This window comes from Pseudomonas sp. PA-4-8C, from assembly GCF_021606625.1.
GTDB lineage: Bacteria > Pseudomonadota > Gammaproteobacteria > Pseudomonadales > Pseudomonadaceae > Aquipseudomonas > Aquipseudomonas lactis.
In genome coordinates this window covers 16,145-36,944 of record NZ_WKCD01000011.1, presented here as the reverse complement: position 1 = coordinate 36,944, position 20,800 = coordinate 16,145, and the positions used below count along the sequence as shown (strand labels likewise).

Genomic DNA, 20,800 nt, shown 5'->3' with positions numbered 1-20,800 from the left:
ATCAAGGCAGCTAACAAACCGCCGATAGCCTGTTGGTAACGAGAACCGCCCCTCATCCCCCTGACAAATACCGACCAACCCATTAGGCTGCTGGAATCACTTCTGGCCGGGAATCAACGATGCTTTTTATTCACCGTTCGGCACTGCCAGCACTGTGCCTGTCACTCCTGTTTACCAGCGTCTTGCCTGTTCAGGCCGAGGATGCACCCTCGCCTGCCGTCGAAAAACCGGCTGAACGCCAGCCCTTGCCCGAGCGTAGCCAGCAAGAAGCCAGTGCGCTCGAACGGCAGGTGCCGCAGCAGGAGCAACAGCAATTGCAGGCGGGTAGCGATTCGTTCCTGGCGCTGTGGAAACCTGCCAACAGCGCCGAAGCCGAGGGTGTGGTGATCCTCATACCAGGTGCTGGGGAGAACGCGGACTGGCCGCAGGCCATCGCGCCTCTGCGGCGCAAGTTGCCTGACGCCGCCTGGGGCACCCTCAGCCTGTCATTGCCTGACGTCAATGTAGACACCCTGCCGCCACGGGTCATCGAACCGCCGACAGCGGCGGTCGATACCAGCAGCAAGGAAGGCAGCACCGCTGCCAAGCCGGTCGAACAGGCCGCCAGCGCCGAGGCCGAAGGCACTGACCCGGCGGTGGTGCCGGGGGCGGATGAGCAGGACAAGACCGACGCCAAGCGCATCTTCGACCGTATCGACGCCGCCGTCGCCTTCGCCCAGACCCAAAGCGCCCGCAGCGTGGTGTTGCTCGGCCATGGCACCGGCGCCTGGTGGGCAGCCCGCTACCTGAGCGAGAAACAACCTTCTCAAGTGCAGAGGTTGGTGATGGTAGCCGGCAAGACGCCTGCGGCTCGCCAACCGGACCTGCAACAACTGGCGCCGGCCTTGAAGGTGCCCACAGCGGATGTGTTCTATCAAGAGGGCGCTCAGGATCGCAAAAACGCTCAGGAACGACTTCAGACGGCCAAGCGCTCGAAGAATGACGGCTATAAGCAGGTGTCGCTCACAGCGTTGCCCGGTAATAGCGCCGCGCAGCAAGAGCAGTTGTACCGCAGGGTTCGCGGGTGGTTGAGCCCGCAGGGCGGCGCAGACTGACAGGGCAACATCGCTTTCTGTAGGAGCGAGCTCGCTCGCGAAAAACGTCAACGATAATGCGTGCGTCCTGAATAAACGCGGTGTCTGGGAGTTTTTCGCGAGCAAGCTCGCTCCTACAGGGTATTAGGGCTTGCACCTTCCACAGGGAGTTGAATGGCGATGGCCTCAGCGAAAATCCCGCCGCTCGCGAATCAACGCATAGGCGTTATGCAATTCACGGGTTCGTTCGGTCGCCTCCCGCACTTGCGCGGGGCTGGCACCCGTGCCGGCGATCTTGTCCGGATGGTGGCGGCTGAGCAGTCGACGGTAGGCGCGCTTGATCACCGAAGGTTCAGTGGTTGCCGTCACCCCCAGGATACGCAACGCCTCCTGATAGGCACCGCCACGATTGGCCACCGGCTTGCGCTCCGGCGCGTAATCGCTCGCCAATGCCTGTAGCTGTTGCGGCGTCCAGCCCAACCACTTGCCCCACTGGTCGATCAGGTCGCGCTCGGCAGCATCCGCTCGACCGTCCGCCCACGCCATGCGCCAACAGGCGCGCAGCACGCCTTCCGCCGCATGGGGCTGCGCCTTGAGCACCCGCAGGTAACTGCGTACCCGGTCGCTGCCGGACTTGCCACGGTTGAAGGCGCTGATCGCCCGGCGCTGGGCCGGCTCAGTCATGTCCAGTGCACGCATTTCCTGGCGCGCTTGCTGGATATGCCCATCGACTACCCGGCCGTTACTCTTGGCCAAGCGCCCCAGCAGCACAAACAACAGTTCATCGTTGCGCAAGGCCGGGCGCCCACCCAGGCGCTCACGCAACTGCGCCCAACTGTGCAGTTGCAGGCGCCGATCCAGCGCCTGCCCCAGCAATGCCCCCAACAAAGCCCCCGGAATACTGGCAATGGCAAAGCCAACCCCGGCGCCGATCAGCGTCCCTGGCCACAACATCCTACTGCCCCGCTGTCAGCAAGGTTTCGACCTGCGCCAGTCGCTCCAGCGTCCCCACATCCACCCAGCGTCCTGCCATGTGCTCCCCCGTTACCAAACCTTTGGCCATGGCCGCGCGCAACAGCGGGGCCAACTTGAAGGCACCGGCGCTGCAACCCGCGAACAATTTAGGGTCGAGCACTGAAATGCCACTGAAGGTCAGGTTATCGGCACCGGGCGCGGCATCATGAAGCACACCGTGATCCAGGTAGAAATCCCCGCCCGACGGGTGGTGCGCAGGGTTGTCGACCATCACCAAGTGCGCCAGGCCCCGGATCGGCTGCTTGAGCTGGGTGAAATCGTAGTCCGTCCAGATATCGCCATTGACCACCAGAAACGGTTCGTCACCCAGCAGCGGCAACGCCTGGAATATCCCGCCCCCCGTTTCCAGCGGTTCACCCTCTGGGGAGTAGCGGATGCGCAGACCAAACTGGGCGCCGTCGCCCAAGTAGTTTTCAATCTGCTGGCCTAGCCATGCATGGTTGATCACGATCTCGGTAAAGCCGGCCTTAGCCAAGGCTTCAAGGTGATACTCGATCAGCCGCTTGCCGCCGGCTTGCACCAGCGGCTTGGGCGTATGCAGGGTGAGCGGACGCATGCGTTCGCCCTTCCCCGCCGCCAGGATCATCGCCTTCATACGCTGGCCTCGGCAGGTTCGCGCAGACTGGCGAGTAACTCGCCCAGGTCACTCAACTCAGGTCGGTCGGCCAGCACCGCTTCTATATAAGCAAAGAAACGCGGCACGTCGGCCAGGTAGCGTGGCTTGCCGTCGCGGTGGCAGATACGCGAAAAGATGCCGATGACTTTGAGGTGACGCTGCACGCCCATCAGGTCGCTGGCACGCAGGAACTCTTCAAAGTCGTCCTGCACGGGAATCCCCAACTGCCCGGCACGCTGCCAATAGCCACGCTGCCATTCGCGCACGCGGGCCTGGGGCCAGCTGAGGAAGGCGTCCTTGAACAGGCAGGTAATGTCGTAGGTCACCGGGCCGTAGACCGCGTCCTGGAAATCCAGCACGCCAGGGCTCGGCTCACTGATCATCAGGTTGCGCGGCATGTAGTCGCGGTGCACCAGCACCTTGGGCTGGGCCAGGGCGCTGTCGATCAACTGCTGGCTGGCGCGTTGCCAGAGGGCCTGTTGCTCAGCATCGAGGTCGATGCCCAGGTGACGGCGCACGTACCATTCCGGGAACAATTCCAGCTCGCGACGCAATAACGCCACGTCGTAGCTGGGCAATGGGGCATCCATCGGCAATTGCTGAAAAGCCAACAACGCGTCGATGGCATCGGCAAATAATTGGTCGGCGTTTTCACCGTCAATCACGTCCAGATAGGTTTTTGTGCCCAGGTCATTGAGCAAAAGAAAGCCTCGGGGCAAATCTTCTGCATAAATTTTTGGCACATTTATTCCCGATTTCGCGAACAAATGCGCGATATCGACGAAAGGTTTGCAGTTTTCCTGGGGGGGTGGCGCGTCCATGACGACGAACGTATGGGCACCGCCCTCCCATCGGAAGTAACGCCTGAAACTCGCGTCGCTGCTGGCCGCGGTCAATGTGGCCGGGGGCACGGGGCCCCAGTCCTGAGCGTTGAAGAGGATCGGCAACTGCTCATCCAGCCAGACTTCCAGCTGTTGTAAACGTAGATCGTGCTCGGGCATTACAAGGGTCTCCGACGGCGCTAGCCGTCAAGCGGGGCATGCTTTATTATCACGCATCTTTTTCAGACCATCGAGAGGCGTGCGGCCCAAACCGCGGGCAGATGGCACGCAGGAAGCCCGGACTAATAAGATGGCATTGAAATCCCCCGCGTTTCGTAGAAAATTTCCGTTGCTGGTAACCGGCAGTCTGCTGGCCTTGCAACCTTTCGCCACCTCATTCGTGGTCGCCGCGGAACAGTATGACTGCTCAGTCTCTGCTTCGGGTGCCTGGGATTGCGCGCCGAAGACGGCCGCCGCCCCATTGCCACCGCGCCCGGTGCATGACGGCGCTGCCGTCAGCTCGGCCAACAGCACGCCGCAAGGCAAAGCTGGCGGCAGCGTCGACGCCGAGCCCAAGACCATGCTGGTCACCGAGTCCAAGGGCCGTGGCCTGCGTTCGCGCAGTGCCGACTACAGCCACCTGGACTGGGTACCTCGCGACAAGCTGACCGCAGCACAGTTGGCCGAAACCGGCCCTTACTGCGGCGGCGCCTACATCGAGCCGACTCGTCCTGGCATGAACGACAAGACGAACAAGAGCGATGCACCGACCTTCATCGGCGCCAAGGCCTCGCGTTACGAGCAGGAGCAGCAGGTCGCTACCCTGGCCGGTGACGTGGTCATGCGCCAGGGCAGCATGCAACTGGAAGCAGACGAAGCCAGCCTGTACCAGGCTGAGAACCGTGGCGAACTAAATGGCAAGGTGCGCCTGCGCGACAACGGCGCCCTGATCGTGGGCGACCATGCCCAGGTCCAGCTCGACACCGGCGCCGCCCAGATCGACAACGCCGAATACGTGATGCACAAGTCACGCATCCGCGGTAACGCGCTGTACGCCAAGCGTGCAGAGAACGCGATCATCCGTCTCAAGGACGGTACGTACACCACCTGCGAGCCGGACAGCAACGCCTGGCAGCTCAAGGGCAACAACATCACGTTGAACCCGGCCACTGGTTTCGGTACGGCGACCAACGCGACGTTGCGGGTCAAGAACATCCCGATCCTGTACACCCCGTATATCTACTTCCCGATCGACGACCGTCGCCAATCCGGCTTCCTGCCGCCGAGCTTCAGCACCGGTGGGGAAACTGGCTTTACGCTGGTAACGCCGTACTACTTCAACCTGGCACCGAACTACGATGCCACGTTGTACCCGCAGTACATGACCAAGCGCGGCATGTTGATGGAGGGCGAGTTCCGCTATCTGACTAAGTCGAGTGAAGGGCAGTTTGGTGGGGCGTATCTCAACGATGACAATGACGAGCGAAGCAAGCAGACCGACTCCGAAAAAACCCGTTATATGCTCAACTGGCAGCATAAGGGCGGGTTGGATTCGCGCCTGACGACCTTGGTCGATTACACCAAGATCAGTGATCCGTTCTACTTCCAGGACTTGAAGTCCTATCAGGAAGGCGTTCAGAGCCAGGACTTCCTGAACCAGCAGGGTACCGTGAGCTACCGTGGCGACAGCTACCAGGCTGCCGTGAACTTGCAGTCATACCAACTGGCAACGATTTCCCAGATCACTCCGTATGATCGACTACCGCAAATTACATTTAACGGTACCCTCCCGTTTCAACCGGCAGGGCTGAACTTCTCCTATGAGACAGAAGCAGTAAGGTTTGATCGTGACCTGCGCAGCGGTAGAGTTCGCAACCAGGACGGTGGCCCGTTTAATGCTGATGGCACCATCGGAGAGCGTCGCCTGGATGAAAACGTAACAGGCCTGACCCGTGCAAACGGTACCCGTCTGAACGTTGCGCCCGCAGTCTCGTACCCGATGAACTGGAGTTACGGCTTTATCACGCCGAAGTTGAAGTACGTCTATACCAAATACGACTTGGATCTCGATGGTAAAGGCAAGGATCAAATGGCCTTGGCCGGCCAGACGTTTAACAGCTCGCAAGATCGCTCCGTGCCTATCGCCAGCATCGATAGCGGCCTGTACTTCGACCGTAAAACCAATTGGTTCGGCAAAGACTACAACCAGACCCTCGAACCTCGTGCGTTCTACCTCTACGTGCCGAACAAAGACCAAAGTGACATCCCGGTCTTCGACACTAGCGAAAACTCTTTCAGCTACTCCTCGCTGTTCCGGGATAACCGCTTCAGTGGTTCTGACCGTATCGGTGACGAGAACAAGCTGTCCTTTGGGCTTACCAGCCGTTGGATCGAAGAAAACGGCTTCGAACGTCAGCGTGCATCGATTGGTCAAGCGATGTACTTCAAGGATCGCGAAGTTCAATTGCCAGGTGTAGATGCCAAGACACGTGATGATGCGCACTCGAACGTATCTCCTGTTGCACTGGAGTACGAATTCCGCTTCAACCGCGACTGGCGCGCCACAGCCGACTACAACTGGGATACCGAGACCCATAGTCCTCGCTCCGGCAGCGCAATGTTCCACTACCAGCCGGAAGACAACCCGAACAAGGTCGTCAACCTGGGCTACCGCTATCGCAACGACCAGGTTGTCTACAACCAACTGACCGGCAAATGGCAGTTCGGCGGTGACTTTGGCCAGGAAGGTGACAAGGATTTCGTGAAGGATTACTACAAAATCCAACAACACGATTTCTCGATGATGTGGCCGATTGTTCCCCAGTGGAACCTGATCACCCGCTGGCAGTACGACTATGCCCGCAACCGTACCCTGGAAGCCTTCGGTGGTTTCGAGTACGACAACTGCTGCTGGAAACTGCGCGTCATCAACCGTTACTGGGTTTCCAACGACGAATACACGCAGCTCGCCCCTCAGAACGAAAAGGGTGACCACGGGCTCTTCTTCCAGATCGTCCTTAAAGGACTCGGCGGCCTGACCGGCGCCAAGGTAGAGAGCTTCCTCGACAAAGGCATTGAAGGTTATCGTGAACGTGAAGACAAAGCTTTCTGAGTGTTTGCGCCCGCTAGTGCTGGGCGCGCTGTTCCTGGGTACTGTGTCGGCACACGCCGCAGTTCAACAGCTGGATAAAGTAGCGGCCATCGTCGACAACGACGTAATCATGCAGAGCCAGCTGGACCAACGGGTCAAGGAAGTTCAGCAAACCATCGCCAAGCGTGGCGGTGGTGTACCACCGAGCAGCGTTCTGGAACCCCAGGTACTGGAGCGTCTGATCGTCGAAAACCTGCAATTGCAGATTGGCGACCGTTCCGGTATCCGTATTTCGGACGAAGAACTGAACCAGGCCGTTGGCACCATTGCTCAGCGTAACAACATGAGCATTGATCAGTTCCGCGCCGCCCTGGCTCGCGATGGTTTGTCCTATGAGGACGCCCGTGACCAGATCAAGCGTGAAATGATCATCAGCCGTGTGCGCCAGCGCCGTGTGGCCGAACGGGTTCAGGTGTCCGAGCAGGAAGTGAAGAACTTCCTGGCTTCGGACTTGGGCAAGATGCAGCTCTCCGAAGAGTTGCACTTGGCCAATATCCTGATCCCAACCCCGGACGGAGCAAACTCTGAGCAGCTCAATGCCGCCGCCGCTAAAACCCAGGCGATCTACGAGCGTCTGAAAGCGGGTGCAGACTTTGCCCAGATGGCTATTGCTCAGTCCGGCAGCGACAACGCCCTTGAAGGCGGTGACATGGGCTGGCGTAAAGCCGCTCAATTGCCACCTCCGTTTGATCGCGAATTGAGCGCCATGGAAGTCGGCGGCATTACCCAGCCAGCACGCACTCCGGGTGGTTTCATCATCCTGAAGTTGCTGGAACGCCGCGGCGGCGAAACCTCGTTGAAAGACGAAGTCCATGTTCGTCACATCCTGGTCAAACCGAGCGAAATCCGCACCGAGGCCCAAACCAAGGAACTGGCACAGAAGATTTATGACCGCATTGAAAGCGGTGAAGACTTCGCCACCCTGGCCAAAAGCTTCTCGGAAGACCCAGGTTCTGCCCTTAACGGCGGCGACCTGAACTGGATCGACCCGAAAGCCCTGGTGCCTGAGTTCCAGCAGGTTATGGCCGAGACGCCACAAGGCGTATTGTCCAAGCCCTTCAAGACTCAGTACGGCTGGCATGTGCTGGAAGTGCTTGGCCGTCGCGCCACGGACAACACCACCCAGGCCCGCGAGCAACAAGCCCTGACCGTGTTGCGTAACCGCAAATACGACGAAGAGCTGCAAACCTGGCTGCGTCAGATCCGTGACGAAGCGTATGTAGAGAACAAGCTGCCAGGCGCCGAGCAAACAGGCACCGACCAGGCACCCCAGTGAAACCCCAGCGTTTCGCGGTGACACCCGGCGAGCCAGCCGGCATTGGTCCAGACCTGTGCCTGCTGCTGGCCTCGCAACCCCAGCCACACCCCCTGATTGCGATTACCAGCCGCGACCTGCTCCTTGAGCGGGCCGCGCAGCTGGGTGTGGCCGTCAACCTGCTGGACGTGGCGCCGGGCAACTGGCCCGACCTGCCGGCCCCCGCCGGTAGCCTGTATGTATGGGACACCCCGCTGCAGGCCAAGGTAGTGGCCGGGCAGTTGAACACGGCCAACGCGGCATTTGTGCTGGAGACGCTGACCCGTGCGGGCCAAGGCTGCATCGACGGCGACTTTGCCGGCATGATCACCGCACCGGTGCACAAGGGCGTGATCAACGAATCCGGCATCGCCTTTTCCGGCCATACCGAATTCCTCGCCGAACTGACCCATACCGCTCAAGTGGTGATGATGCTCGCCACCCGTGGCCTGCGCGTGGCCCTGGTGACCACCCACTTGCCGCTGCGTGAAATTGCCGACGCCATCACTGCCGAACGTGTGGAGCGTGTCACGCGCATCCTGCACAGCGACCTGCAACACAAATTCGGCATTGCCCAACCGCGTATCCTGGTCTGTGGGCTCAACCCCCACGCCGGTGAAGGCGGCCACTTGGGCCATGAAGAAATCGACATCATTGAACCGACATTAGAGCGCCTGCGCCAAGAAGGCATGGACCTACGTGGCCCATTGCCTGCAGACACTCTGTTTACCCCCAAATATCTGGAGCACTGCGACGCAGTGCTGGCGATGTACCACGACCAGGGGCTGCCCGTGCTGAAATACAAAGGCTTCGGCGCCGCAGTCAACGTGACACTGGGCCTGCCGATCATCCGCACCTCCGTCGACCATGGCACCGCCCTGGACCTCGCAGGCAGCGGCAAGATCGATACCGGCAGCCTGCACGTGGCCCTGGAAACCGCCTATCAGATGGCCGAGACCCGTATATGACTGAGCATTACCAACACCGGGCGCGCAAGCGCTTCGGGCAAAACTTCCTGCACGACGCTGGCGTGATCGATCGCATCCTGCGCTCCATTCATGCCAAGCCTGAAGACCGCCTGCTGGAAATCGGTCCGGGCCAGGGCGCGCTGACCCAAGGCTTGCTGGCCAGCGGTGGGCAACTGGACGTGGTGGAACTGGACAAGGACTTGATCCCGATCCTCAACCAGCAGTTCGCTGGCAAAGCCAACTTCAACCTGCACCAGGGCGACGCGCTGAAGTTCGACTTCAATAGCCTTAACGCCGCGCCTAACAGCCTGCGGGTAGTCGGCAACCTGCCCTACAACATTTCCACGCCGCTGATTTTCCATCTGCTGAATAACGCAGGGATCATTCGCGACATGCACTTCATGCTGCAAAAGGAAGTGGTGGAGCGCCTGGCCGCGGGCCCTGGCGGTGGTGACTGGGGCCGCTTGTCGATCATGGTCCAGTATCACTGCCGCGTAGAGCACCTGTTCAACGTCGGCCCGGGCGCGTTCAACCCGCCGCCGAAGGTTGATTCGGCCATCGTGCGCCTGGTGCCGCATGCCGTGCTGCCGCACCCCGCCAAGGATCACAAACTGCTGGAGCGCGTTGTGCGTGAAGCCTTCAACCAGCGCCGCAAGACCTTGCGTAACACCCTCAAGGCCCTGCTGAGCAATGCCGAGATCGAAGCCGCCGGCGTCGACGGCGGCCTGCGCCCCGAGCAACTGGACCTGGCCGCGTTCGTGCGCCTGGCTGACCAGCTTGCCATCCAGCCAGCGCCAACAGCGGAATAAGGTTCAACACCCTCCAATGTGGGAGCGGGCTTGCTCGCGAATGCGGTGTGTCAGTCAACATTTTCGTCAACTGATACACCGCATTCGCGAGCAAGCCCGATCCCACAGGTTTAACCGCGTTTCAAGAGCCCAGACAGCATGTCTGGCCTAGTGCCCTCCTCTTGGCCTAGACTGACCCGCATCTGCTGTCCTTCGCTTTTAAGGCCTCTTGCATGTCCGATCCTCGTTATCAGATCGACGTCAGCGTCGTCACCCGCTTCCTGGCGGACCAATCGCAACCCGAACATAACCGCTTCGCCTTTGCCTACACCATTACAGTGAAGAACAACGGGCTGGTGCCGGCCAAGCTGCTGTCGCGCCACTGGGTCATCACCGATGGCGACGGCCAGGTCGAGGAAGTGCGCGGGGCAGGCGTTGTCGGCCAGCAGCCGTTGATCGACAGCGGCGCCAGCCACACTTATAGCAGCGGCACGGTGATGACCTCCAAGGTCGGCACCATGCAAGGCTCGTATCAGATGAAGGCCACCGACGGCCAACTGTTCGATGCAATCATCAAGCCCTTCCGCCTGGCCGTACCCGGAGCCCTGCACTGATGGCGACGTACGCGGTCGGCGATCTGCAAGGCTGCCTGGACCCTCTCAAGCGCCTGCTGGAGCGCGCAGCCTTCGACCCGGCAAATGATCGCTTGTGGTTGGTGGGCGACCTGGTCAACCGCGGCCCACAGTCCCTGGAAACCCTGCGCTACCTCTATAGCCTGCGTGATTCTTTGGTATGCGTGCTGGGCAACCATGACCTGCACTTGCTTGCGGCCGGCAACAACATCGAGCGCCTCAAAAAAGGCGACACCCTGCGGGAAATCCTCGACGCCCCGGACCGCGCTCAACTGCTCGACTGGCTGCGCCGGCAAAAACTCATGCACTATGACGAGGACCGCAACATGGCCTTGGTGCATGCCGGTATCCCGCCGCAGTGGACGCTGAAAAAAGCCCTCAAGTGCGCCGCCGAAGTTGAAAGTGCGTTGGCCGATGACAACCTGTACACCGCTTACCTCGACGGCATGTACGGCAACGATCCGGTGAAGTGGGACAACGACCTCACGGGCGTGGCCCGCCTGCGAGTCATCACCAACTACTTCACGCGGATGCGCTTCTGTACGGCCGAAGGCAAACTGGACCTCAAGAGCAAGGAAGGCGCCGACACCGCCCTCCCCGGCTACAAGCCCTGGTTCGCCCACAAGGAACGCAAGACCCGTGACACAAAGATCATCTTTGGCCACTGGGCCGCGCTGGAAGGCAAGTGCGATGAACCCGGCGTGTTCGCCCTCGACACCGGTTGCGTGTGGGGTGGCGCCATGACCCTGATGAACATCGACACGGGCGAGCGCCTCGACTGCCAGTGCCAATCCCCCCTTTCCATTACCCAGCCGGCCGCCACCAAGCCATAGGAGCCCGCCATGACCGAATTCAAACGTATCCCCCCCGAACAAGCCCAGGCCCTGCGCGAGCAAGGTGCTGTAGTCGTCGACATCCGCGACCAGCCTACTTATGCCGCCGCTCACATCACCGGCGCCCAGCACTTGGACAACGTCAACATCGCCGACTTCATCCGCGCAGCCGACCTCGATGCCCCGCTGATCGTGGCCTGCTACCACGGTAATTCCAGCCAGAGCGCAGCCGCGTATCTGGTCAGCCAGGGTTTCTGCGACGTCTACAGCCTGGACGGCGGGTTTGAGCTGTGGCGTACGACCTATCCCGCGGAAATTTCTTCAGGCGATTCGCAATAATTTTTTTCACACCCCGCTACCCCGCGTGACGCTTGGGCTTGCGCCGTTTCTGACGAACGGCGCAGCCAAACTAATTACGCATCGCGCCTTGACCTCCCGGATTCCGAACTATCCTTAAGCGCAGGCCATCCGAATCAGGGGAGAGCCGGTACACCGGCGTACGGGTCATCGGTAGCGTTTCAGGGTGTTCTGGGGGGAAAACAGCCATTGGCGTGCGTCAATGGCTGCCAGCATCGACTGATTGATCCGGCGTCGGCTCCACGTATCGAGCGAGGTGACGACGTCATGAGTATTTTTAGCCACTTCCAACAACGCTTCGCGTCCACACAGCAGGAAGAACTCACGCTTCAGGAGTATCTCGAGCTGTGCAAACAGGACCGCAGCACCTACGCTTCTGCCGCCGAACGCCTGCTACTGGCGATTGGCGAGCCAGAACTGGTGGAAACCGCCAATAATTCGCGCCTGTCGCGGATATTTTCCAACAAGGTGATCCGCCGCTATCCGGCCTTTGAAGACTTCCATGGGATGGAAGAATGCATCGACCAGATCGTGTCCTACTTCCGCCATGCCGCCCAAGGCCTGGAAGAGAAGAAGCAGATCCTCTATCTGCTGGGCCCGGTCGGCGGCGGCAAGTCGTCCCTGGCGGAAAAACTCAAGCAATTGATCGAAAAGGTGCCCTTCTATGCGATCAAGGGCTCGCCCGTCTTCGAGTCGCCCCTGGGCCTGTTCAACGCCACGGAAGATGGCGCGATCCTGGAGGAAGACTTTGGCATACCGCGGCGCTACCTCAACACCATCATGTCGCCCTGGGCCACCAAGCGCCTGGCCGAGTTCGGTGGTGATATCAGCCAGTTCCGCGTGGTGAAACTCTACCCGTCGATCCTCAACCAGATCGGCGTGGCCAAGACCGAACCGGGCGATGAAAACAACCAGGACATTTCAGCGCTGGTGGGCAAGGTCGATATCCGCAAACTGGAAGAATTCCCACAAAACGATGCCGATGCCTACAGTTACTCGGGCGCACTGTGCCGGGCCAACCAGGGCTTGATGGAGTTCGTGGAGATGTTCAAGGCGCCGATCAAGGTGCTGCACCCACTGCTTACCGCCACCCAGGAAGGCAACTACAACAGTACCGAAGGCCTGGGAGCGATTCCGTTTACCGGGATCCTGCTGGCCCACTCCAACGAATCGGAATGGCATACCTTCCGTAACAACAAGAACAACGAAGCCTTCATCGACCGTATCTATATCGTCAAGGTGCCGTACTGCTTGCGGGTCAGCGACGAAATCAAGATTTACGACAAACTGCTGTTCAACAGCTCCCTGGCCAAGGCCCATTGCGCGCCCGACACCCTGAAGATGCTTGCCCAGTTCACCGTGCTGTCGCGCCTCAAGGAGCCGGAAAACTCGAACATCTATTCGAAGATGCGCGTCTACGACGGCGAAAACCTCAAGGACACCGACCCCAAGGCCAAGTCGATCCAGGAGTACCGTGACACAGCCGGTGTGGACGAGGGCATGAACGGCCTGTCGACCCGCTTTGCGTTCAAGATCCTGTCCAAGGTCTTCAACTTCGACCCCCACGAAATTGCCGCCAACCCGGTGCACTTGCTCTATGTGCTGGAGCAGCAGATTGAACAGGAGCAGTTCCAGGCCGAAACCCGTGAGCGCTACCTGCGCTTCCTCAAGGAATACCTGGCGCCGCGCTACATCGAGTTTATCGGCAAGGAAATCCAGACCGCTTACCTGGAGTCTTACAGCGAGTACGGCCAGAACATCTTCGACCGCTACGTGCTGTACGCCGATTTCTGGATTCAGGACCAGGAATACCGCGACCCGGAAACCGGCGAAATCCTCAACCGAGTTGCCCTCAACGAAGAATTGGAAAAGATCGAGAAACCCGCTGGCATCAGCAATCCGAAGGATTTCCGCAACGAAATTGTCAACTTCGTACTGCGGGCCCGTGCCAACAACAACGGCAAGAACCCCACCTGGCTCAGCTACGAGAAGCTGCGGGTGGTCATCGAGAAGAAAATGTTCTCCAACACCGAGGACCTGCTGCCCGTCATCAGCTTCAACGCCAAGGCCAGCAAGGAGGATCAACAAAAACACAACGACTTCGTCACACGCATGGTCGAGCGAGGCTACACCGACAAACAGGTACGGCTGCTCTCCGAGTGGTACCTGCGGGTTCGCAAATCACAGTAAGGCAGCGGCAAGCGCACACTGCCAGGCATCCGGCCTGGCAGTTGACCGCTTGTCTCTAAGCTTCCAGCTCGCGGCTTGAAGCTTGTAACGTGAAGCTGCCCGGAGGGCTCCCCATGAGCTATGTGATCGACCGACGCCTCAATGGCAAGAACAAAAGCACGGTAAACCGCCAGCGTTTCCTGCGGCGTTACCGTGACCACATCAAAAAGGCGGTAGAAGAGGCCGTCAGCCGCCGTTCCATCACCGACATGGAGCATGGCGAACAAATCAGTATTCCCGGCCGGGACATCGACGAACCGGTGCTTCACCATGGTCGCGGCGGCAAACAGACCGTCGTGCACCCCGGAAACAAGGAATTTACCACCGGCGAACATATCCAGCGCCCACAAGGCGGTGGCGGTGGCAAAGGCCCGGGCAAAGCCGGCAACTCTGGCGAAGGCATGGACGAATTCGTCTTCCAGATCACCCAGGAAGAATTCCTCGAATTCATGTTCGAAGACCTGGAACTGCCCAACCTGGTCAAGCGCAACCTCACCGGCACCGACACCTTCAAGACCGTACGCGCAGGGATCAGCAACGAGGGCAACCCTTCGCGCATCAACATCATCCGTACCCTGCGCTCAGCCCATGCACGGCGCATCGCCCTGTCGGGCAGCAGCCGCGCCAAACTCAAGCAGGCCAAGGAAGAGTTGGCACGTTTGAAGCGTGAAGAACCGGACAACTTCGGCGATATCCAGGAAATCGAGGCAGAAATCGAAAAACTCAGCGCGCGCATTCACCGCGTGCCGTTCCTCGATACCTTTGACTTGAAGTACAACCTGCTGGTCAAGCAACCCAACCCCAGCTCCAAGGCGGTGATGTTCTGCCTGATGGACGTTTCCGGCTCCATGACCCAGGCCACCAAGGACATCGCCAAGCGTTTCTTTATCCTGCTGTACCTGTTCCTGAAACGGAACTACGACAAGATCGACGTAGTATTCATCCGCCATCACACCAGCGCCCGAGAAGTGGACGAAGAGGAGTTTTTCTACTCGCGGGAAACCGGCGGCACCATCGTTTCCAGTGCACTGAAGCTGATGCAGGAGATCATGGCTGAGCGCTACCCCGCCAACGAGTGGAACATCTACGCCGCCCAAGCTTCCGACGGCGATAACTGGAACGACGACTCGCCGATCTGCCGGGACATTTTGATCAACCAGATCATGCCGTTCGTGCAGTACTACACTTACGTCGAAATCACCCCCCGTGAGCACCAGGCCCTGTGGTTCGAATACGAGCGCATCGGCGAAGCCTTTGCCGACACGTTCGCCCAGCAGCAACTGGTCTCGGCCGGCGATATCTACCCGGTCTTCCGTGAACTCTTCCAGCGCAGGTTAGTGACATGACCGCCAAAAAAGAGAACAAGCGCCAACCCATTTCCACTGGCTCCGAGTGGACCTTCGAACTGATCCAGGCCTATGACCGGGAAATCAGCCGCATCGCGGCGGGTTATGCCCTGGACACCTACCCCAACCAGATAGAAGTCATCACCGCTGAACAGATGATGGATGCCTATGCCTCGGTGGGCATGCCGCTGGGCTATCACCATTGGTCCTACGGGAAACACTTCCTCAGTACCGAGAAGTCCTACACACGCGGCCAGATGGGCCTGGCCTACGAGATCGTGATCAACTCCGACCCGTGCATCGCGTACCTGATGGAAGAAAACACCATCTGCATGCAGGCGCTGGTAGTGGCCCATGCCTGCTATGGGCATAACAGTTTCTTCAAGGGCAACTACTTGTTTCGCACCTGGACCGATGCCAGTTCGATCATTGATTACCTGGTGTTCGCCAAGCAATACATCATGCAGTGCGAGGAGCGCCACGGTATCGATGCGGTGGAAGACCTGTTGGACTCCTGCCATGCGCTGATGAATTACGGGGTCGATCGCTATAAGCGCCCCTATCCTATTTCCGCCGAAGAGGAGCGCCTGCGCCAGAAGGAACGCGAGGAGCACTTGCAGAAACAGATCAACGACCTGTGGCGCACCATCCCCAAGCGCGCCGACAAGAACAGCGACAAAGACAATGCACGCTTCCCCGCCGAACCGCAGGAAAACATCCTGTATTTCCTGGAAAAGCATGCCCCGCTGCTGGAACCCTGGCAGCGCGAAATCGTGCGCATCGTACGCAAGATCGCGCAATACTTTTATCCACAGCGCCAAACCCAGGTGATGAACGAAGGCTGGGCTACCTTCTGGCATTACACCCTGATGAACGACCTGTACGACGAAGGCCTGGTCACGGACGGCTTTATGATGGAGTTCCTCACGTCCCACACCAGCGTGGTCTTCCAACCAGGCTTCGACAGCCCGTATTACAACGGCATCAACCCCTATGCGCTGGGTTTTGCCATGTACCGCGATATTCGCCGTATGTGCGAGCACCCCACAGAGGAAGACCGCCGCTGGTTCCCGGAAATCGCCGGCAGCGACTGGCTATCGACCATCAAGTTCGCCATGAGCAGCTTCAAGGATGAGAGTTTTATCCTGCAGTACCTGTCGCCCCAGGTGATTCGCGACCTCAAGCTGTTCAGCATCCTGGACGACGACCTCAAGGATGACCTGGTGGTGCCTGCCATCCACGACGAACCCGGCTACCGCATCATTCGCGAAACCCTGGCCGCGCAATACAACCTGGGTAACCGCGAGCCTAACGTGCAGATCTACAGCATCGACGTGCGTGGAGACCGTTCGCTGACCTTGCGTCACCAGCAGCACGACCGCAAACCCTTGGGCGAATCCACTGAGGAAGTGCTCAAGCACCTGCATCGGCTCTGGGGTTTTGATATTCATCTGGAAACCCTGCAGGGCGACCAGGTGATGAAAACCCACCATGTGCCACCGCGCAGCGATCATAACGACAACGACTACGGCCGCCTGGACATGGCCGTCGTTCATCTCTGAAACAGCAAAGCCTCCATTGGCCAGGCTCAGGCGTTATCCTGTGCCGCTAATGGAGGCTTTTTCATGAAAATCTACAAAGTCGGCGGCGCCGTGCGTGATCGCCTTCTGGGCATCGAGGTCACTGATATAGACCGTGTCGTCGTTGGCGCGACGGCCGAAGAGATGCTCGCCAAGGGTTATAAACCGGTGGGCGCCGATTTCCCGGTATTTCTCGACCCGAAGAACGGTGACGAATACGCCCTCGCTCGCACCGAACGCAAGAATGGCCGGGGTTACGGTGGCTTCATATTCCATGCGAGCCCCGACGTTACACTGGAAGAAGACCTTATACGGCGTGACCTGACCATCAATGCCATGGCAGAGGACGACGAAGGTAATCTGACTGACCCTTACCATGGCCAACGCGACCTTGAAGCGCGTATTTTGCGGCATGTTTCTCCTGCGTTCGCCGAAGATCCACTCCGAGTGCTGCGTGTTGCACGCTTCGCCGCGCGCTATGCGCCTCTTGGCTTCACAGTCGCCCCCGAGACGCTGGCGTTAATGCGCCAACTCAGTGAGTCCGGCGAGCTGGAGGCCCTTACCCCCGAGCGCAGCTGGAAGGAAATCTCACGGGCGCTGATGGAAGCTCAACCCCAAGTATTCATCCAAGTGCTGCGTGACTGCGACGCGCTGAAAACCTTGATGCCGGAAGTGAATGCGCTGTTCGGCGTGCCGCAGCCCGCAGCTCACCACCCGGAAATAGACACCGGCGTGCACACCTTGAGCGTGCTGGAGCAGGCCGCCCAGCACAAGCAACCGCTGAGCGTGCGCTGGGCCTGCCTGCTGCATGATTTGGGCAAAGGCCTGACGCCTGTGGATAAGTTGCCGCAGCATATTGCCCACGAGCAACGCGGCCTGAAGCTGATCAAAGCGGTGAATGAGCGTTTCAAGGTACCGAGGGATTGCCAGGAATTGGCCTTACTCGTGGGGCAATATCATACCCATGGGCATCGTGCGCGGGAGCTCAAGCCCTCGACATTGCTGGAGTTGCTGCAAAGATTCGACGTGTACCGTCGGCCGCAACGCTTTGAAGAGTTCGTGGTGGCCTGCGAAATGGACGCTCGGGGCCGCAAGGGTTTTGAGCAACGCAGTTATCCACAGGCCGATTACTTGCGCGCAGCGGCAAAGGCTGCACGCGAAGTGCCGGTCGCGCCACTGCTGGAAAAAGGTTTCAAGGGCCCCGAACTGGGCGAGGCGCTCAAGCGCGAACGACTCAAAGCGCTTAAAGCCTACAAGGAACAGCAAAAGCCCCTGTAGGAGCGAGCTTGCTCGCGAAGAACCTCAACGATGACGCAGCGCCCTCAGGTTCTTCGCGAGCAAGCTCGGCGCCTACAAAAGAGCTTGTGGCGTGAGTGGCCGCCCCTGCCACTCGAACGCCACAGGTGCCAGTACCTGATCAATCTGCGCGTCTCGCCACAACTGGGCCATCGTCTTGCCGGCCTCAGGGTGCATACGCTGCGGCGCCATCATCGACAGCGGCCACAACACAAAGGCGTTTTTCAGAATTTCGGCTCGCGGTAGGACCAAGCCATCAAAATCGCCCACCAGATCGCCATACAACAACACATCGATATCCAGCGGCAGGCCTTTGCGGTCTGGCGCGTAGCGGCCATTGTCAGCCTCGATGGATTTCAAACGACGATCCAACTCCATCAACGGCAGGTCGGTATAAGCCGAAACCACCAGATTGAAAAACGGCCCACTTTTGATCCCCACCGGCTGGCTTTCGAACACCGCCGAACAGCGCATATCCGTCAAGAAACCCGCCAACGCATCCAAGCCGGCACATAGACGAGCCTCGCGGTCGATATTGCTGCCAAGCCCGAGGTAAACCTGAGTCAACGACATCCGCGCTCGATCTCCACGCCCACGCCCTTGGCAGCCGGTACCGCGCCGGGCTTGGTCAACTTGAGGTGCAACCAGGGAATCTGGAATTCACTCATCAGCATTTCGGCCAGACGTTCGGCGAAGGTTTCCACCAATTGGTACTGGGACTGCTCGGCAAAAGCCTGGATACGCGCAGACACCCTGGCGTAATCCAGTGCCAGGGTCAGGTCGTCACCGGCCGCGGCTGGGCGATTATCCCAGGCGAAGCTCAGGTCCAGGCGCAGGCATTGCCGGATGCCGCGCTCCCAGTCGTAAGCCCCGATTACGGTGTCGACTTCCAGGCCTTCGATAAACACTCTGTCCAAGCACTTTTCTCCGCAGCACGACAAGGGCGCGATGCCCCGTTAGAATCAGGGCGTCCTCGCCCGGAATAGTTAGCATGTTTTGGTCACTGGCGATTCTCGCCTACCTGCTCGGCTCGCTGTCCTTCGCCATTTTGCTCAGCCGCTTGACGGGAAATCCCGATCCGCGAATGAGTGGCTCAGGCAATGCCGGGGCCACCAATATGTTGCGCCTGGCCGGCAAGAAACTTGCCGTCCTGACCTTGCTGGGCGACGTCTGCAAGGGCCTGCTGCCCGTGCTGATCGCCAGCCTCGTCGGCCTTAGCTTGCAACAGCAAGCCTGGGTGGGCCTGTGTGCCGTCCTGGGTCACCTGTTCCCGTTGTACTTCCGCTTTCGCGGCGGCAAGGGCGTCGCCACGGCTGCCGGCATGCTGCTGGGCATTTACCCCCCTGCGGCGTTACTGGCCATGCTCGCCTGGCTGCTGACGTTCTACCTCACCCGCACCAGCTCGCTGGCCGCGCTGATTGCCACGCCGCTGACCCTGCCGCTGCTGGCCTGGCAGGAACCAGAAGCGCTGCTACCGATGAGCGTGCTGACACTGCTGATCGTCTGGCGCCACCGCGGCAATCTACGCGACCTGTTTGCCGGGCGCGAACGGCATTTTTAAATACCCCGCCTGGACCCCGCGCCCTTGAACCTTACAACGGCGGCAATTGCTCCATCGGCCAGCGCGCCTGCACGCTGATCGCCAGGCTTTCGTGCTGTCCGGCCTGCAGGCGCTGGCAACCGGCGTAGGCGATCATCGCGCCGTTGTCAGTGCAGAACTCAGGGCGTGCGTAGAACACATTGCCATTCATGTCGCCGAGCATTTTTTCCAGAGAACTGCGCAACGCCTTGTTGGCGCTGACGCCGCCTGCGATCACCAGCCGCTTCATGCCCGCCTGTTTCAGGGCGCGCTTGCACTTGATGGTCAAAGTCTCCACCACAGCCTGCTGGAACGCCAGCGCGATGTCGCAGCGGGCTTGTTGGCCGTCGTCCCCGGCGCTGACGCTGTGCTGCCAGGTGTTCAAGGCAGAGGTTTTCAAGCCGCTGAAACTGAACATCAAGCCAGGACGATCACACATCGGCCGCGGGAAGGTATAGCGACCGGCAACGCCGTTCTCAGCCAGGCGGGCGATTTCCGGACCGCCAGGATAATTAAGCCCCATCATCTTCGCGGTTTTGTCGAACGCTTCGCCGGCAGCATCGTCCAGCGACTCGCCCAACAGCGTGTATTGGCCGATCCCATCCACCTGAACCAGCTGCGTATGCCCCCCCGAAACCAACAAAGCGACGAACGGGAACTCTGGCGGTGTTTTTTCCAGCATGGGTGCCAATAAATGGCCTTCCATATGGTGCACGCCAAGGGCAGGAATACCCCAGGCAAAGGCCAGCGCCTGGGCGCAAGAGGCCCCAACCAGCAGGGCTCCGACCAATCCGGGCCCTGCCGTGTAGGCGATGGCATCGATCTCGGTTGCCACACAGCCGGCCTCATCCAGCACCTGGCGGATCAGCGGCAGCATGCGCTTGACGTGATCGCGGCTGGCAAGCTCCGGCACCACGCCGCCATAGGCGCGATGCAGGTCGATCTGACTGAACAGTGCATCGGCCAAAAGCCCGCGTTCACTGTCGTATAGTGCGACTCCGGTTTCGTCGCAGGAGGTTTCAAGTCCCAGTACTAGCATGGGTTTGCGCCTTGTAGAGGCTGAATTCGAAGGCGCGCATAATAGTCGCCACTCCCCCTCCCGACTAGCGGTTTTCGATCAGAGGCTTTGCATTCCGGGCAATGAGGGGTTAACATCCGCAACCCTTAAAAACCGACGACCTCAGCCGCGAATTTTTTGCGAC

Annotated in this window: 19 protein-coding genes; 13 read left to right on the top strand and 6 right to left on the bottom strand. The window is 59.7% G+C overall.

Features of this window, described 5'->3' with window-relative positions:
* Positions 1–119 precede the first annotated feature (119 nt).
* Positions 120–1,094 carry an alpha/beta hydrolase family protein gene (locus GIW04_RS03850; protein ID WP_003194707.1) on the top strand — a complete coding sequence of 325 codons (975 nt, stop codon included), beginning with the start codon at positions 120–122 and terminating at the stop codon, positions 1,092–1,094.
* Between the two features lie 165 nt (positions 1,095–1,259).
* Here GIW04_RS03850 and GIW04_RS03845 read toward each other — a convergent pair whose 3' ends face one another.
* Genes GIW04_RS03845 through GIW04_RS03835 form a run of 3 tightly spaced genes read right to left on the bottom strand, consistent with a single transcriptional unit; the run spans position 1,260 to position 3,725 of the window.
* Positions 1,260–2,027 carry a TerB family tellurite resistance protein gene (locus GIW04_RS03845; protein WP_034133895.1) on the bottom strand — a complete coding sequence of 256 codons (768 nt, stop codon included), beginning with the start codon at positions 2,025–2,027 and terminating at the stop codon, positions 1,260–1,262.
* 1 nt (position 2,028) lies between these two features.
* Positions 2,029–2,703: an N-acetylmuramate alpha-1-phosphate uridylyltransferase MurU gene (gene murU / locus GIW04_RS03840; RefSeq protein ID WP_003194713.1), complete on the bottom strand. Its 675-nt coding sequence runs from the start codon at positions 2,701–2,703 to the stop codon at positions 2,029–2,031.
* Positions 2,700–3,725, bottom strand: a complete 1,026-nt coding sequence (locus GIW04_RS03835) for an aminoglycoside phosphotransferase family protein (protein WP_120247558.1) — start codon at positions 3,723–3,725, stop codon at positions 2,700–2,702. Before GIW04_RS03835 ends, murU begins: the two co-directional genes overlap by 4 nt.
* A gap of 130 nt (positions 3,726–3,855) precedes the next feature.
* On the opposite strand from GIW04_RS03835, the gene GIW04_RS03830 reads away from it, so the two are divergent.
* From GIW04_RS03830 to GIW04_RS03775, 11 genes are all read left to right on the top strand, one after another.
* The gene (locus GIW04_RS03830) at positions 3,856–6,657 is read left to right on the top strand and encodes an LPS-assembly protein LptD (RefSeq protein ID WP_120247557.1); all 2,802 of its coding nucleotides are present in this window, start codon (positions 3,856–3,858) and stop codon (positions 6,655–6,657) included.
* On the top strand, positions 6,638–7,972 hold the full coding sequence (locus GIW04_RS03825; RefSeq protein ID WP_137204231.1) for a peptidylprolyl isomerase: 1,335 nt from the start codon (positions 6,638–6,640) through the stop codon (positions 7,970–7,972). The genes GIW04_RS03830 and GIW04_RS03825 overlap by 20 nt, the downstream gene beginning before the upstream one ends.
* Complete coding sequence (gene pdxA / locus GIW04_RS03820; protein ID WP_003194722.1) at positions 7,969–8,958, top strand: 4-hydroxythreonine-4-phosphate dehydrogenase PdxA; 990 nt, start codon at positions 7,969–7,971, stop codon at positions 8,956–8,958. The genes GIW04_RS03825 and pdxA overlap by 4 nt, the downstream gene beginning before the upstream one ends.
* Positions 8,955–9,767: a 16S rRNA (adenine(1518)-N(6)/adenine(1519)-N(6))-dimethyltransferase RsmA gene (gene rsmA / locus GIW04_RS03815; protein WP_003194724.1), complete on the top strand. Its 813-nt coding sequence runs from the start codon at positions 8,955–8,957 to the stop codon at positions 9,765–9,767. The genes pdxA and rsmA overlap by 4 nt, the downstream gene beginning before the upstream one ends.
* Before the next feature lie 212 nt (positions 9,768–9,979).
* Positions 9,980–10,360 (top strand): Co2+/Mg2+ efflux protein ApaG, encoded by a 381-nt coding sequence (gene apaG / locus GIW04_RS03805; RefSeq protein WP_003194726.1) that lies wholly within the window; start codon positions 9,980–9,982, stop codon positions 10,358–10,360.
* Positions 10,360–11,211 (top strand): symmetrical bis(5'-nucleosyl)-tetraphosphatase, encoded by an 852-nt coding sequence (locus GIW04_RS03800; protein WP_003194727.1) that lies wholly within the window; start codon positions 10,360–10,362, stop codon positions 11,209–11,211. Before apaG ends, GIW04_RS03800 begins: the two co-directional genes overlap by 1 nt.
* A 9-nt stretch (positions 11,212–11,220) precedes the next feature.
* Entirely contained in the window at positions 11,221–11,550 is a 330-nt protein-coding gene (glpE, locus tag GIW04_RS03795) for a thiosulfate sulfurtransferase GlpE (RefSeq protein ID WP_003194730.1), read from the top strand.
* 285 nt (positions 11,551–11,835) lie between these two features.
* Entirely contained in the window at positions 11,836–13,758 is a 1,923-nt protein-coding gene (locus GIW04_RS03790) for a PrkA family serine protein kinase (protein WP_003194732.1), read from the top strand.
* Between the two features lie 113 nt (positions 13,759–13,871).
* On the top strand, positions 13,872–15,143 hold the full coding sequence (locus GIW04_RS03785; protein WP_003194735.1) for a YeaH/YhbH family protein: 1,272 nt from the start codon (positions 13,872–13,874) through the stop codon (positions 15,141–15,143).
* Positions 15,140–16,705, top strand: a complete 1,566-nt coding sequence (locus GIW04_RS03780) for a SpoVR family protein (RefSeq protein ID WP_003194736.1) — start codon at positions 15,140–15,142, stop codon at positions 16,703–16,705. The genes GIW04_RS03785 and GIW04_RS03780 overlap by 4 nt, the downstream gene beginning before the upstream one ends.
* Positions 16,706–16,768: 63 nt before the next feature.
* Positions 16,769–18,001: a multifunctional CCA addition/repair protein gene (locus GIW04_RS03775; protein WP_120247556.1), complete on the top strand. Its 1,233-nt coding sequence runs from the start codon at positions 16,769–16,771 to the stop codon at positions 17,999–18,001.
* A 72-nt stretch (positions 18,002–18,073) separates the two neighbouring features.
* Here the strand turns inward: GIW04_RS03775 and folK are convergent, their stop codons facing one another.
* Both folK and folB read right to left on the bottom strand, forming a co-directional pair.
* Entirely contained in the window at positions 18,074–18,592 is a 519-nt protein-coding gene (folK, locus tag GIW04_RS03770; protein WP_003194741.1) for a 2-amino-4-hydroxy-6-hydroxymethyldihydropteridine diphosphokinase, read from the bottom strand.
* Entirely contained in the window at positions 18,583–18,936 is a 354-nt protein-coding gene (gene folB, locus GIW04_RS03765; protein WP_034133904.1) for a dihydroneopterin aldolase, read from the bottom strand. Before folB ends, folK begins: the two co-directional genes overlap by 10 nt.
* A 74-nt stretch (positions 18,937–19,010) precedes the next feature.
* Between folB and plsY the strand changes: the two genes are divergently transcribed.
* A complete protein-coding gene (plsY, locus tag GIW04_RS03760) occupies positions 19,011–19,580 on the top strand; it encodes a glycerol-3-phosphate 1-O-acyltransferase PlsY (RefSeq protein WP_003194746.1) in 570 nt (189 codons plus the stop codon).
* A gap of 31 nt (positions 19,581–19,611) precedes the next feature.
* Here plsY and tsaD read toward each other — a convergent pair whose 3' ends face one another.
* A complete protein-coding gene (tsaD, locus tag GIW04_RS03755; protein WP_034133905.1) occupies positions 19,612–20,637 on the bottom strand; it encodes a tRNA (adenosine(37)-N6)-threonylcarbamoyltransferase complex transferase subunit TsaD in 1,026 nt (341 codons plus the stop codon).
* Positions 20,638–20,800 lie beyond the last annotated feature (163 nt).

Excerpts from the sequence above, each read along its gene's own strand:
- GIW04_RS03850 (WP_003194707.1), top strand. The coding sequence starts at position 120 with ATGCTTTTTATTCACCGTTCGGCACTGCCAGCACTGTGCCTGTCACTC.
- GIW04_RS03845 (WP_034133895.1), bottom strand. The coding sequence starts at position 2,027 with ATGTTGTGGCCAGGGACGCTGATCGGCGCCGGGGTTGGCTTTGCCATT.
- murU (WP_003194713.1), bottom strand. The coding sequence starts at position 2,703 with ATGAAGGCGATGATCCTGGCGGCGGGGAAGGGCGAACGCATGCGTCCG.
- GIW04_RS03835 (WP_120247558.1), bottom strand. The coding sequence starts at position 3,725 with ATGCCCGAGCACGATCTACGTTTACAACAGCTGGAAGTCTGGCTGGAT.
- GIW04_RS03830 (WP_120247557.1), top strand. The coding sequence starts at position 3,856 with ATGGCATTGAAATCCCCCGCGTTTCGTAGAAAATTTCCGTTGCTGGTA.
- rsmA (WP_003194724.1), top strand. The coding sequence starts at position 8,955 with ATGACTGAGCATTACCAACACCGGGCGCGCAAGCGCTTCGGGCAAAAC.
- apaG (WP_003194726.1), top strand. The coding sequence starts at position 9,980 with ATGTCCGATCCTCGTTATCAGATCGACGTCAGCGTCGTCACCCGCTTC.
- GIW04_RS03800 (WP_003194727.1), top strand. The coding sequence starts at position 10,360 with ATGGCGACGTACGCGGTCGGCGATCTGCAAGGCTGCCTGGACCCTCTC.
- glpE (WP_003194730.1), top strand. The coding sequence starts at position 11,221 with ATGACCGAATTCAAACGTATCCCCCCCGAACAAGCCCAGGCCCTGCGC.
- GIW04_RS03790 (WP_003194732.1), top strand. The coding sequence starts at position 11,836 with ATGAGTATTTTTAGCCACTTCCAACAACGCTTCGCGTCCACACAGCAG.
- GIW04_RS03785 (WP_003194735.1), top strand. The coding sequence starts at position 13,872 with ATGAGCTATGTGATCGACCGACGCCTCAATGGCAAGAACAAAAGCACG.
- GIW04_RS03780 (WP_003194736.1), top strand. The coding sequence starts at position 15,140 with ATGACCGCCAAAAAAGAGAACAAGCGCCAACCCATTTCCACTGGCTCC.
- GIW04_RS03775 (WP_120247556.1), top strand. The coding sequence starts at position 16,769 with ATGAAAATCTACAAAGTCGGCGGCGCCGTGCGTGATCGCCTTCTGGGC.
- folK (WP_003194741.1), bottom strand. The coding sequence starts at position 18,592 with ATGTCGTTGACTCAGGTTTACCTCGGGCTTGGCAGCAATATCGACCGC.
- plsY (WP_003194746.1), top strand. The coding sequence starts at position 19,011 with ATGTTTTGGTCACTGGCGATTCTCGCCTACCTGCTCGGCTCGCTGTCC.
- tsaD (WP_034133905.1), bottom strand. The coding sequence starts at position 20,637 with ATGCTAGTACTGGGACTTGAAACCTCCTGCGACGAAACCGGAGTCGCA.